At 66.8% G+C, this 12159-nt stretch carries 13 protein-coding genes and 1 tRNA gene; 4 read left to right on the top strand and 10 right to left on the bottom strand.

Translation table 11 applies throughout. The features are described 5' to 3' along the window. Positions 1-97 precede the first annotated feature (97 nt). Complete coding sequence (gene ybiB, locus FPJ27_RS33570; protein ID WP_204424585.1) at positions 98-1072, bottom strand: DNA-binding protein YbiB; 975 nt, start codon at positions 1070-1072, stop codon at positions 98-100. Between the two features lie 194 nt (positions 1073-1266). Between ybiB and maiA the strand changes: the two genes are divergently transcribed. Continuing rightward, entirely contained in the window at positions 1267-1911 is a 645-nt protein-coding gene (gene maiA / locus FPJ27_RS33565; RefSeq protein WP_072444701.1) for a maleylacetoacetate isomerase, read from the top strand. 71 nt (positions 1912-1982) lie between these two features. Here maiA and ftsY read toward each other — a convergent pair whose 3' ends face one another. Next, positions 1983-3137: a signal recognition particle-docking protein FtsY gene (gene ftsY / locus FPJ27_RS33560; RefSeq protein ID WP_072444699.1), complete on the bottom strand. Its 1155-nt coding sequence runs from the start codon at positions 3135-3137 to the stop codon at positions 1983-1985. A gap of 216 nt (positions 3138-3353) precedes the next feature. Between ftsY and rsmD the strand changes: the two genes are divergently transcribed. From rsmD to FPJ27_RS33545, 3 genes are all read left to right on the top strand, one after another. Then, positions 3354-3968 (top strand): 16S rRNA (guanine(966)-N(2))-methyltransferase RsmD, encoded by a 615-nt coding sequence (gene rsmD, locus FPJ27_RS33555; RefSeq protein WP_204424581.1) that lies wholly within the window; start codon positions 3354-3356, stop codon positions 3966-3968. A gap of 111 nt (positions 3969-4079) precedes the next feature. Further along, positions 4080-4577 carry a pantetheine-phosphate adenylyltransferase gene (gene coaD / locus FPJ27_RS33550; RefSeq protein WP_031403077.1) on the top strand — a complete coding sequence of 166 codons (498 nt, stop codon included), beginning with the start codon at positions 4080-4082 and terminating at the stop codon, positions 4575-4577. A gap of 59 nt (positions 4578-4636) precedes the next feature. Further along, positions 4637-4903, top strand: coding sequence for a YfhL family 4Fe-4S dicluster ferredoxin (locus FPJ27_RS33545; RefSeq protein WP_034179073.1), 267 nt, complete (start codon positions 4637-4639; stop codon positions 4901-4903). 82 nt (positions 4904-4985) lie between these two features. Here the strand turns inward: FPJ27_RS33545 and hisC are convergent, their stop codons facing one another. The 8 genes from hisC to FPJ27_RS33505 all read right to left on the bottom strand — a co-directional run bounded on the left by hisC (position 4986) and on the right by FPJ27_RS33505 (position 12150). Further along, positions 4986-6053: a histidinol-phosphate transaminase gene (gene hisC / locus FPJ27_RS33540; protein WP_204424579.1), complete on the bottom strand. Its 1068-nt coding sequence runs from the start codon at positions 6051-6053 to the stop codon at positions 4986-4988. Positions 6054-6176: 123 nt separating this feature from the next. After that, positions 6177-6776 carry an aminoacyl-tRNA hydrolase gene (gene pth, locus FPJ27_RS33535; RefSeq protein WP_034179071.1) on the bottom strand — a complete coding sequence of 200 codons (600 nt, stop codon included), beginning with the start codon at positions 6774-6776 and terminating at the stop codon, positions 6177-6179. Between the two features lie 120 nt (positions 6777-6896). Beyond that, complete coding sequence (locus FPJ27_RS33530) at positions 6897-7505, bottom strand: 50S ribosomal protein L25/general stress protein Ctc (protein ID WP_034179070.1); 609 nt, start codon at positions 7503-7505, stop codon at positions 6897-6899. A 160-nt stretch (positions 7506-7665) separates the two neighbouring features. After that, positions 7666-8622, bottom strand: a complete 957-nt coding sequence (locus tag FPJ27_RS33525; protein ID WP_034179069.1) for a ribose-phosphate pyrophosphokinase — start codon at positions 8620-8622, stop codon at positions 7666-7668. Between the two features lie 44 nt (positions 8623-8666). Next, positions 8667-8743 (bottom strand) — tRNA-Gln (locus FPJ27_RS33520). 55 nt (positions 8744-8798) lie between these two features. Beyond that, a complete protein-coding gene (gene ispE, locus FPJ27_RS33515) occupies positions 8799-9680 on the bottom strand; it encodes a 4-(cytidine 5'-diphospho)-2-C-methyl-D-erythritol kinase (protein ID WP_034179068.1) in 882 nt (293 codons plus the stop codon). A 26-nt stretch (positions 9681-9706) separates the two neighbouring features. After that, positions 9707-10327 carry a lipoprotein insertase outer membrane protein LolB gene (gene lolB / locus FPJ27_RS33510; RefSeq protein WP_204424577.1) on the bottom strand — a complete coding sequence of 207 codons (621 nt, stop codon included), beginning with the start codon at positions 10325-10327 and terminating at the stop codon, positions 9707-9709. Further along, the gene (locus tag FPJ27_RS33505; protein WP_204424575.1) at positions 10327-12150 is read right to left on the bottom strand and encodes a tetratricopeptide repeat protein; all 1824 of its coding nucleotides are present in this window, start codon (positions 12148-12150) and stop codon (positions 10327-10329) included. The genes lolB and FPJ27_RS33505 overlap by 1 nt, the downstream gene beginning before the upstream one ends. Positions 12151-12159 lie beyond the last annotated feature (9 nt).

Raw genomic sequence — 12159 nt, 5'->3', positions numbered from 1 at the left:
GAGGGTGTTCGGAAAGGAACGCATGACGGCAACTCTATGCCAGGATGCGCTCGCGTGTCAAATGGTCGGGCGCGCGGGGCGGGTCGTTGCCGCGCCGTCAGCGTGCGATGCGGGCGATCTGCACGATCGTCGCGACCTGCCGCGCGACCGTGTCGGGCACCGGCATCTCGCCGCGCAACACGGCGTCCGTCCACGCGGCCGTCGTCGCCGCATCGCGCGATTCGGGCAGCGCGACGGGCGGCGTATCGGTCGACGAACGTTCGGCCTCGATCAGCGTGTCGCACACGCCGTCGTGCAGCCAGTCGACCTGCACCTGGCGCCGCGTATCGGCGACGGCCTCGCCCTCGGTGCCGCGCGCGAGCAGCGCGCCGCCGAGCGCGGCGTCCGGATGGTCGCGGAACAATTGCGCGAGGCTGTCGCGGTACGGCGGATGCGTGTAGTTGACGAGCCGCAGGCCGGCCGGTGCGAACGGCTGCAGGATCTTCACGAGCGTATGCGTCGAGTTGCGCACGCCGAGCACGCTGCGCATCGACAGCAGGTGCGCGATGCGCGGCGCCAGCGCTTCGATCGGCGCGAACGCGACGCGGCGCTCGGCGAGCATGTCCTCGATCGCATCGTGCGACGTCGACGGCGCGAGCGACAGCGCCGAGAAAATCTCCGCGCTCGTCACGCGGCCCGGGTCGCGCTCGACGCCGTGCACGAGCACCGGCACGCCTTCGCGCGCGAGCAGCAGCGCGAGCAGCGGCACGAGGTTCGGCTGCTTGCGCGCGCCGTTGTAGCTCGGGATCGACACGGGGCGGAACGCGGCGTCCTGCACGTGCACGGGCTCGAACGACGCCTGCGCGGCGGCGAGCATCGCGGCCAGCTCGTCGGACGTTTCGCCCTTCAGCCGATAGGCGATCAGGATCGCGCCGAGTTCGACGTCCGACACGCGTGCGTCGAGCATCGCGCGATAGAGCTCGAACGTGTCCTCGGCAGACAGTGCGCGCGCGCCGTTCGGGCCGCGGCCGATCTCCTTGATGAAGCGGGCGCAACGGAACGGAACGGCGGCGGGATCGTGGGAAGCGGTCATCGGGACGTGGGGCGGGCGGCCGGCATCGGGCCGCGCGGTGAGCGTAAGGAATGCCCCGAGTATCGCACGGGTGCGGCCGGCGCAAGCGCGGCCGCGCATCGCGTCGCGCTACACTCCTGGTTACCGGCGGTGGGCGCGCCGGCTGCGCCGCGCCCGTGCCGTTGCCGGCCGAATACGACTACGAGAGACATCCCATGAAGCTCTACAGCTATTTCCGCAGTTCTGCGTCGTACCGCGTGCGGATCGCCCTGAACCTGAAGCAGCTGCCGTTCGACTATGTCCCCGTGCACATGCTGCGCAACGGTGGCGAGCAACTGAAGGACGAGTACCGTGCACTGAATCCGGATGCGGTCGTGCCGACGCTGACCGACGGCGACGCGACGCTGCAGCAGTCGCTCGCGATCATCGAATATCTCGAAGAAACCCATCCGGAGCCCGCGTTGCTGCCGAAGCAGCCGGTCGACCGCGCGTACGTGCGCGCGGTCGCGCTGCAGATCGCGTGCGAAATCCATCCGCTCAACAACCTGCGCGTGCTGAAGTACCTGAAGCACACGCTGCAGGTACCCGAAGAGGCGAAGAACGCGTGGTACCGGCACTGGATCGAGGCGGGCTTCGAAACGCTCGAGACGCGCCTCGCGAACGATCCGCGCACCGGCAAGCTGTGCTTCGGCGACACGCCGACGCTCGCCGACCTGTGCCTCGTGCCGCAGGTGTTCAACGCGAACCGCTTCTCGATCGACACGACGCGTTATCCGACGATTCAACGGATCGTCGACCATGCATCGACGCTCGACGCGTTCAAGGCCGCCGAGCCCGGCGCGCAACCCGACGCCGAATGAGCGCGGCGCCCCCCGGGCGCGCATGAAAAAGGGCGCCCGAAGGCGCCCTGGGCGATGCGGGCCGGCGGCGTTCAGCCGAGCAGCGCGTCCGCGAATTCCACGGCGCTGAACGGCTGCAGGTCCTCGACCTTCTCGCCGACGCCGATGAAGTAGACGGGCACCGGGCGCTGCCGCGCGATCGCGGCGAGAATCCCGCCCTTCGCGGTGCCGTCGAGCTTCGTGACGATGAGTCCCGTGAGGCCGAGCGCGTCGTCGAATGCCTTCACCTGCGTGAGCGCGTTCTGGCCGGTGTTCGCGTCGATCACCAGCAGCACTTCGTGCGGCGAGCCGTCGTGCGCCTTCGAGATCACGCGCTTCACCTTCTTCAACTCTTCCATCAGGTGGAGCTGCGTCGGCAGGCGGCCGGCCGTGTCGGCCATCATCACATCGATCTTGCGTGCGCGCGCGGCGCTGACCGCGTCGAAGATCACCGCGGCCGGATCGCCGCTTTCCTGCTGCACGACCGTCACGTTGTTGCGCTCGCCCCAGACCGCCAGCTGTTCGCGCGCGGCCGCGCGGAACGTATCGCCCGCAGCCAGCAGCACCGACTGGTCGAAGCTCTGCAGATGCTTCGCGAGCTTGCCGATGCTGGTGGTCTTGCCCGCGCCGTTCACGCCGGTGATCATCATCACGAGCGGCTGTGCGCGGCCGAGCATCAGCGATTTCTCGAGCGGCTTCAGCAGCTCGACGAGCAGGTCGTGCAGCGCACTCTTCACCTGCTGCGGGTCGGTCAGCCGGCCGGTGCGCACCTTTTCGCGCAGCGCGTCGAGCAGGTACTCGGTCGCGTCGACGCCCGCGTCGGACATCAGCAGCGCGGTTTCGAGTTCCTCGTACAGATCCTCGTCGATCTTCGTGTTGACGAATACGCCGGTGATGCTGTTGCCCGTTTTCGCGAGCCCCGTTTTCAGGCGCGCAAGCCACGATTGCTTCGCGGATGCATCCTGCAGCGGCGGCGGGACGATTTCGACCGTCTCGACGACTTCGTCGCGGCCGTCGTTGGTCGGCGTGACCGTCATCACGACGGCCGGCGCGGCCGGTTGCACGGGCGCCTGCGGCACGTCGGCCGCGGGCGGAGCCTCGAGCGCGGGCGCCTCGGACGGCTCGTCCGTTTGCTGCGCGTCGGCCGATTGCGATTCCGCGGGATCGGGCTCCTGCGTTTTCTTGAATCGTTTGAAGAAGCTGAACATGGTCTGACGTCGGGAAGAGGGTGGGCCGCCGCCAGGAGCGGGGCGCCGGATGGGCCGTTCTGCGTTCGCGCGGGCGCGGCGCACGGCGGCCGAAACCGTGCATTTTATCAGTGCGGCGTGGCACTCGCGTCAGTGCGCGACGCCGCTGTGGTAACGTGCGCCTGTTTGGCGGTGCGCCCTGGCGCGCGCCCGGTCCCTCCGTTGCCTATATTCCGTATGTCCCGTTCCTCTCCCGGCCGCCCGGCGGCCCCTCCTGGCCGCGGCAAGCCGCACACGATCCGCATCATAGGCGGCGACTGGAAACGTACCCCGCTCGCGGTGCTCGATCTCGACGGCCTGCGGCCGACGCCCGATCGCGTACGCGAGACGCTGTTCAACTGGCTCGGCCAGGATCTCGAAGGCCGGCGCTGCCTCGACCTGTTCGCGGGCACCGGCGCGCTCGGCTTCGAGGCCGCGTCGCGCGGCGCGGCGAGCGTCGTGATGGTCGAACGCCATCCGCGCGCCGCGCAGCAACTGCGTGCGATCAAGGACAAGCTCGGCGCCCGCACGGTCGAAGTCGCCGAAGCCGATGCGCTGCGGCTCGCGGCCGGGCTCGCGCCGGGTGCGTTCGACGTCGTGTTTCTCGATCCGCCGTTCGGCGATCCGGCCGCGCTCGAGCGCGCGATCGCGCTGTCGGCGCCGCTCGTCGCGGCGGGCGGCGCGCTGTACGTCGAGACGGGGGCGGAACTCGATCCGGCCGCGCACGACGCGCTCGCGGGCTGGCAGGTCGTGAAGCACGGCAAGGCCGGTGCGGTTCACTATCATTTGCTGCGGCGCGAAAATGATGAATAATGCGCGTTCCATACGAGGCGGCGCGCCGCAAAGGCGACGCATGCCCATCTCGGCAGTGGCGTGCGCATCGCACCGCTGCCATCCCGTTTGCGTGATGACAGGAGGAGCGACATGGTAGTCGCCGTGTATCCCGGTACGTTCGATCCGCTGACGCGCGGGCACGAAGACCTCGTGCGGCGCGCGTCGAGCATTTTTGATACGCTGGTGGTCGGTGTCGCCGACAGTCGCGCGAAAAAGCCGTTCTTCTCGCTCGAAGAACGTCTGACGATTGCGAACGAGGTGCTCGGCCATTATCCGAACGTGAAGGTGATGAGTTTCACCGGTCTGCTGAAGGACTTTGTCCGCACCAACAACGCGCGCGTGATCGTGCGCGGCCTGCGCGCCGTGTCCGATTTCGAATATGAGTTCCAGATGGCGGGGATGAACCGCTATCTGCTGCCCGACGTCGAGACGATGTTCATGACGCCGTCCGATCAGTACCAGTTCATCTCGGGAACGATCGTGCGCGAAATCGCACAGTTGGGCGGCGATGTCAGCAAGTTCGTGTTTCCGTCCGTCGAGAAGTGGCTGACCGAGAAAGTCGCCGCGATGGGAGGCCCTGCCGCGTGACGCGGCGCCGGCCGGTTTCGTTGCGAAGCCGGCCGCCGGCCTGAAGAAGTGAGATCAGTATGGCTTTGATGATTACCGACGAGTGCATCAATTGCGACGTGTGCGAGCCCGAGTGCCCGAACGGCGCGATTTCGATGGGCCCGGATATCTACGTGATCGACCCGAACAAGTGCACCGAGTGCGTCGGCCATTTCGACGAACCGCAGTGCCAGCAGGTGTGTCCGGTCGAATGCATTCCGCGCGATCCGCAGCATGACGAATCGCACGCGCAATTGATGGAGAAGTATCACGCGTTGATCGCCGGGAAGGGCGACGACGCGTCGTGACCCTGCGGTGACGCGCGCGCTTTGGTTTATCGGCGCACGCGTCACGCGTCCCGAGCGGCGCCGTCCGGCGCCGGTTCTTTCCTTAGGCAAGCAGCTCGCGCAGCGCCGCGACGAGCGCATCGCATTCGGCGTCGGTGCCGACGGTGATGCGCAGATGCTGGTCGATTCGCGGCAGCCGGAAGTGCCGCACGAAAATTTCCCGTTCCTTCAGCTTTGCCGCGATCGCGCCCGCATCGTGCGCGGGATGGCGCGCGAACACGAAATTCGCGGCTGACGGCACGACGTCGAAGCCGAGCGCGTCGAGCGCGTGCGTGAGCCGCGTCCGGCTGTCGATCACGCGCCGGCAGGTCGCGTCGAAATAGTCGGTGTCCTCGTACGCGGCCTGTGCGGCAACCTGCGCGAGCCGGTCGAGCGGATAGGAGTTGAAGCTGTCCTTCACGCGGTTCAGCGCGTCGATCAGCGCCGCATCGCCGAACGCGAAGCCGACGCGCATGCCCGCGAGCGAGCGCGCCTTCGACGTCGTGTGCACGACAAGCAGGTTCGGATGGCGGTCGATCAGCGTAATCGCGGACTGCGCGCCGAAATCGACATAGGCCTCGTCGATCACGACGACCGACGACGGATTCGCGGCCGCGATCCGCTCGACATCCGCGAGCGGCAGCGCGCGCCCGGTCGGCGCATTCGGGTTCGGAAACAGCACGCCGCCGGCGTCGTCGAGATAGTCGTCGACGCGGATCGAGAAGTCGTCCGCGAGCGGCACGATCGTGGTCTGCACGCCGTACAGGCGGGCGTAGGTCGGATAGAAGCTGTACGTGATGTCGGGAAACCGCAGCGGCCGGTCGTGCTTCAGCAGCGCCTGGAACGTGTGCGCGAGCACCTCGTCGGAGCCGTTGCCGACGAACACCTGTTCGGGCTTGATGCGATGATGGGCCGCGACCGTCTCGCGCAGCGCGCGCGCGACCGGATCCGGATAGCGGCGCAGCGTGTCGCCGGTCTCGCCGAGTTCGCGTGCGATCGCCGCGACGACGCGCGGCGACGGCGGATAGGGATTCTCGTTGGTGTTCAGCTTGACGGGATGCGCGAGCGCGGGCTGTTCGCCCGGCACGTAAGGCACGAGTTGCTGAACGACGTCGCTCCAGTAACGGCTCACCGCTTGGCTCCTGTCGGGCAAAACGACGAGATTACCGCATGTGCGCGTCAAGGTGGGGAGGGCGGTGCCGCCCGGCGACGCCGGACAGCCCGATGCACCGGGCCGGTGCGATACGCGGTCAGGTCAGTTGCGATGCAACTGCATCGTCGCGCGGTCGAGTTCGCCCTTGACGACCATCGGCATCACGGCGAGCGCGCGTTCGATCGACGCGTCGATCACGTCCTGTTCCTCGCGGCGCGGCGGCTTCAGCACGAAGTTCGCGACATCGGGCTTCGCGCCGGCGCGCGCGCTTTCCGGAATCAGGTCGCGCGGATGGCCGATGCCGATCCGCAGCCGCCAGTAATGCTGCGTCGACAGGTGCGCGGAGATGTCCTTGAGGCCGTTGTGGCCGCCGCTGCCGCCGCCGAGCTTCAGCTTCACGGTGCCGGGCGGCAGGTCGAGCTCGTCGTGCGCGACGAGAATCTGGTCGGGCAGGATCTTGAAGAATTGCGCGAGCGCGACGACCGACTGGCCGGAGCGGTTCATGTAGGTCTGCGGCTCGAGCAGGTGGACTTCCTCGCCGTGCAGGCGCGCTTTCGCGTAGAAGCCGTGGAAGCGGCGCTCGTCGCGCAGCGTCGTGCCCGCCTCGCGGGCGAGCTGGTCGATCAGCCAGAAGCCGGCGTTGTGGCGCGTCGCGGTGTATTCCGCCCCGGGATTGCCGAGGCCGACGATCAGTTTGATCATGACGTTTCGAAGGCGGCGGCTGCCGCCTGGGCGCAGAAAAAGAAAAACCCGCCGGGCAAGCCGCGGCGGGTTGCGTCGACCGTTTCGTGAAACGGATCGATCGGGCGCGTAGGCAGCCGCTTAGGCAGCCGGCGTTTCGCCTTCGCCTGCTGCGTCCGACACGGCACCAGCCGGGACCGTCGCCGATGCGACAACCGGGTTTTCCGCATCGATGTGCGCGACCAGCGCGACGCCCTTCGGCAGCGCGATGTCCTTCGCGTGCAGCGACTGACCGGCTTCGATCTTCGACAGGTCGACTTCGAGGAACTCCGGCAGGGCAGCCGGCAGGCACTCGATTTCGATTTCCGTCGCGACGTGCGAAACGACCGCGCTCGACAGCTTCACGGCCGGGCTGACTTCGGCGTTCAGGAAGTGCAGCGGCACCTTCGTGTGCAGCTTCTTCTTCGCGTCAACGCGCTGGAAGTCCACGTGCAGCACCAGTTGCTTGAACGGGTGGTATTGCACGTCGCGCAGCAGAACCTGCTGCGACTGGCCGGCCACTTCGAGGTCGAGGATCGACGAGTGGAAGGCTTCCTTCTTCAGGGCGTGCCACAGGGCGTTGTGATCGAGTTCGATCTTTTGCGGGGCTGCTTCGCCACCGTAAACGATACCCGTGGTCTTACCGGCGTTGCGCAGGCGGCGGCTCGCACCCGTACCTTGCTGTTGGCGCTCGAAAGCGACGACTTTCATGTGATTCTCCAATGGCTGCCCGCGACCAGGCAGTAAAACGGGGCCGTCAAACGGCGGCCCCCGATGAAACGGCGGGGTTTCGTCTATCCCGTCCGATTGTGCAAAAAGCGAAGCGTTGCCGCTTCGCTTTCTGCGCATGCTTTGTTGTGTCGACTCGCGATCAGGATTCCGCGAACAGCGACATCACCGAATCGCCGCGGCGGATCCGAGAGAACGTCTCGGCCAGCAGGCTCGCGCTCGTCAGCGAACGGATCTTCGAGCACGCCAGCGATTCGGCCGACAGCGGGATCGTATCGGTGACGACCAGCTCGTCGAGTGCCGATGCTGCGATGCGGTCGGCGGCGCCGCCCGACAGCACGGGGTGCGTCGCGTACGCGAACACCTGCTTCGCACCGCGATCCTTCAGTACTTGCGCGGCCTTGCAGAGCGTGCCGGCCGTATCGACCATGTCGTCCATGATCACGCAGGTGCGGCCTTCGACTTCACCGATGATGTTCATCACTTCGGCGACGTTCGCCTTCGGACGACGCTTGTCGATGATCGCGAGATCGCAGTTGAGCTGCTTCGCGAGTGCCCGGGCACGCACCACGCCGCCGACGTCCGGCGACACGACGAGCAGATCCGAGTAGTTCTGCTTGCGCAGGTCGCCCAGCAGGATCGGCGTTGCGTAGATGTTGTCGACCGGGATGTCGAAGAAGCCCTGAATCTGGTCGGCGTGCAGATCCATCGTGATGATCCGCTCGACGCCGGCGATTTCCAGCATGTTCGCGACGACCTTCGCCGAGATCGCGACGCGCGCCGAACGCGGGCGGCGATCCTGACGGGCGTAGCCGAAGTAGGGGATGGCTGCGGTGATCCGGCCGGCCGATGCGCGCTTGAGCGCGTCGACCATGATCATCAGTTCCATCAGGTTGTCGTTCGCCGGCGCGCACGTGGATTGCAGGACGAAGACGTCCTTGCCACGCACGTTTTCCTGGATCTCGACCTGGATCTCGCCGTCGGAGAAACGGCTGACCATTGCTTTGCCGAGGGGAATTCCAAGAATGTTGACGACTTCCTGGGCGAGCGCGGGATTCGCGTTGCCAGTAAAAACCATCAGGCCGTCATGGCTGCTCATCGTGCACCTGCTTCAGGCTTAGGCGGGAAATGCGGGAAAATTTTTGGCAGGGGAGGAAGGACTCGAACCCTCGCATGCCGGAATCAAAATCCGGTGCCTTGACCAACTTGGCGACTCCCCTACACTTAACTGATAACTTCACCGGACTCGTGTAGGCCATCCGGCAAAGTAAAACTTCATGACGCGAAAGCGAAGAGCGGATGCTCGTTCAGGCTCTCGGCAACTGCGCCGTTCCAACTGGCGGGCAGCTTGGCTTTCGCCGCTTCTGCCTCGTGTTTGCTGCGAAACGCTGCAAACACGCTTGCTCCGGAGCCGGTCATCCTCGCGGGGGTCACATCATACAACCATTTGACCACCTGCGCAACTTCCGCGTACTTACTTGTCACAACTTGCTGCATATCGTTCCGGCCGAAGCTGTCTGGCCATCCCGCATCGCTGTTTTGCTGTGCAAGAAAGTCAGCAATTGTGACGGGCTTCGAATCTCTTGTCAACAACTCATCTGAAAATATTTCAGCGGTCGGGACATGAACGCGTGGCGTCACAACCAAGAACCAGCGAGTCGGCAATTCTACCTCAGCTAATTCTTCTCCGATACCCTCTGCGAACGCATTTTTTCCAAAAATAAAAAACGGGACGTCTGCGCCGAGTTTCACCGCGAGCGACTGAAGCTCCGTGCGCGGCAGGTCGAGTTGCCACAGGCGGTTCAGCGCGAGCAGCGTCGTCGCCGCGTCGGAGCTGCCGCCGCCGAGGCCGGCACCCATCGGCAGGCACTTGTCGATCTCGATGTCGACGCCTGACGCGGTGCCGGTGTGCGCCTTCAGCAGGTTGGCTGCGCGCACGACGAGATCGCTTTCCTCGGGCACGCCGGGCACGTCGGTGACACGCGCGACGCGGCCGTCGTCGCGCAGCGTGAAGTGCAGCGTGTCGCCCCAGTTCAGCAGCTGGAACACGCTCTGCAGATCGTGATAGCCGTTCGGGCGGCGGCCGGTGATGTGCAGGAACAGGTTGAGTTTCGCGGGCGCAAGGCAGTTGCGCAGCGAGCGGGTCGAATCGGTCATGCGTATGTTGGGCTAGGCGCGCGTACTCACTGATCGAGCACGAGCTTGATGTCGAGCGGCGGCGTCGCGCGCACGAGGTTGACGCGTTTGACGCCCGTGGCCGGGGCGTCCGCGTAGGCAAGGTAGTCGATCGTCCAGCCGTCCTGGCGGATCTGCTTGACGTGCGAGTCGTCGGCCGGATCGCGTACCGTCTCCGCCGGCGTCGCGGGCGCGGGCGTCGGCAGCAGCCAGTAGCGCAGGCCCGCGAGCGGCAGGGCGAAGCCGAGCGTTCGCTGCATCAGGTCGCCGACGTCTGCCGCATATTGCGTCGGACGGTTCGGCAGCTCGAGCGACGCCGCCTGCGGCGTCGATTTCACGACCGCGAGCGTCTGGCCGAGCGGGCTGCGCAGCTCGAGCGACACGTCGTTGCCGTGCTCCTGCCAGTCGAAGTTGCCGTACACGTTCTGCTGCTTGCCGAGACGGTCGTCGTACTGCACGGCGAAGCGGCCATGGTAAGCGTGCGTCGCGGCGGTCTGCAGCGCCGCGCCCGTCGGCGCGCTTGCCGACGGCGGCGTGCTCGCGCAGCCGGCGAGCGCGAGCGCCGCGCCGGCTGCGGCCAGCGTGCGCTGCGCGCGGGAGGACAGGGAAAGCATCGGGAACATCTGCATCAGAGGCCGTTGATCTGCAGGCGCTTCAGCGTCTGCACGAGCGTTTCGTTGTCGGGCTCGAGCTTCTGCGCGGCACGCCACGCGGAACGCGCGTCGTCCTGCGCGCCGCTCTTCCACAGCACTTCGCCGAGGTGCGCGCCGATTTCGGCGTTCGGCTGCAGTTCGTACGCATGCCGCAGGACCTTCGTAGCGCCGGCCGTGTCGCCCATCCGGTACTTCACCCAGCCGAGGCTATCCATGATGTAGGCATCGTTCGGCGCGAGCGTCATCGCCTTGTCGATCAGCTTGCTGGCTTCGGGCAGGCGCTGGTTGCGGTCGGCAAGCGAATAGCCGAGCGCGTTGTACGCCTGCGGGTTGTCGGGCTGCGTGCGGATCAGCTCGCGCAGCTGCTTTTCCATCGTCGTGTAGTGGCCGGTTTTTTCGGCCGCCATCGCGTAGTCGTAGCGCAGGTCGGGATCGTCCGGGAAGTCCTGGACCGCCTGCCCGAGCCGTGCCTCGGCTTCCGGATAGCGCTTCGCGGTGAACAGGATCGACGCGTCGGTGCGCGCGACCACGGCCGCGTCGCGCGGATCCGTGATCGGCAGGTCGTCGAGCACCTTGCGCGCCTCGTCGGTCTTGCCCTGTTTCTGCAGCAGCTGCGCGCGCGTGATCTGCGCGGGGAGATAGTGCTGGCTCGTCTGGTCGACCTTGTCGAGCCATTGCGACGCCTGCGCATCGTTGTTCTGGTCGATCGCGATCTGCGCGAGGTAGATGTAGCCCTGGCCGACGTCGAGGTTCTGCTGCTTGTCGCCGAGCTGCACGTACTGCTTCAGGTAGGCGGTCGCTTCGTCGAGTTTCTTCTGCTGAATCTTGATCAGCGCGAGCGCCATCAGCGGCGTCGGATCCTTCGAGTCGAGCTTGCGCATCGTCTCGAACTGCTTCTGCGCGTCGTCGAGGCGATCGTCGGCGAGATAGAGCTGCGACAGCGCGAGCCGCGCGTCGCGCGACTTCGGATTCTGCTGAACATATTTCTCGAACGACGCGATGCCCGCCGCGCGTTCCGCCGGCCCCATCTGCGACAGCATCAGGGCCGCCGGCAGGTAGTCGGGGCGGAGCTGCAGCGCCCGCTTCAGCGATTGCGCGGCGCCGTCCTTGTCGTCGACCGCGAGCTGCTGCCGCGCGATCGCGAGCTGCGCCTCGGGCCGGTTCATGTCGTTCTTCAGCATGTCCTTCAGCACCGCGAGGCCGCCGACGCGATCGGAGCCGCGCACGAGCAGCGCCTGCAGCGCGAGGATCGCGGGCCCGCGCGTCTCGCCGGTTGCGCGGGCCAGCTCGCGCGCGAGCATCGGCTGCGCGTCGGCCGGCTTGCCGGCGAGCACCAGCAGCGCGGCGTCGACCTGCGACGCCCGGTTCGAATCCGGTGCGTACTGGCGCCACAGGTTCGCGGCGGACAGCGCGTCGGCCGGGCTCTGTGCACCGAGCGCGATCTCGGTCGCACGCTGCGCCATGCGCGGATCGCGCGTGTCGCGGGCGAGCGCGAGGTAGGTCTGGTACGCCGGCGCCGGCTGGTTGCGCTGGAGCGCGACTTCGGCGGCGAGCACCTGGTAGACGATCTGGCTCGTCAGCGCGACACCGGGGAGATTCTTCTGCTCATCCGGGATCACATGCTCGAACGCGCCCTGCGGCTCCGCGTCGTCCGATGCCGGATTCTGCGCGTGAGCCGGGAAGGCGGTGAGGGTCCAGGCGGCAAACAGCGCGGCGCCGAGTGCACGACGGACCGGGAAGGCGCGCGCGCCGCGCGCGGCGGCGGGGCGCTTCTGAAGCAGCTTCGAGGGCAGAGTCATGGAAATCCG

It is taken from the genome of Burkholderia sp. MS455 (genome assembly GCF_016899445.1).
GTDB lineage: Bacteria > Pseudomonadota > Gammaproteobacteria > Burkholderiales > Burkholderiaceae > Burkholderia > Burkholderia pyrrocinia_C.
Note: the sequence above shows the minus strand (reverse complement) of the source record. Positions and strands in the feature narration are given on the sequence as shown.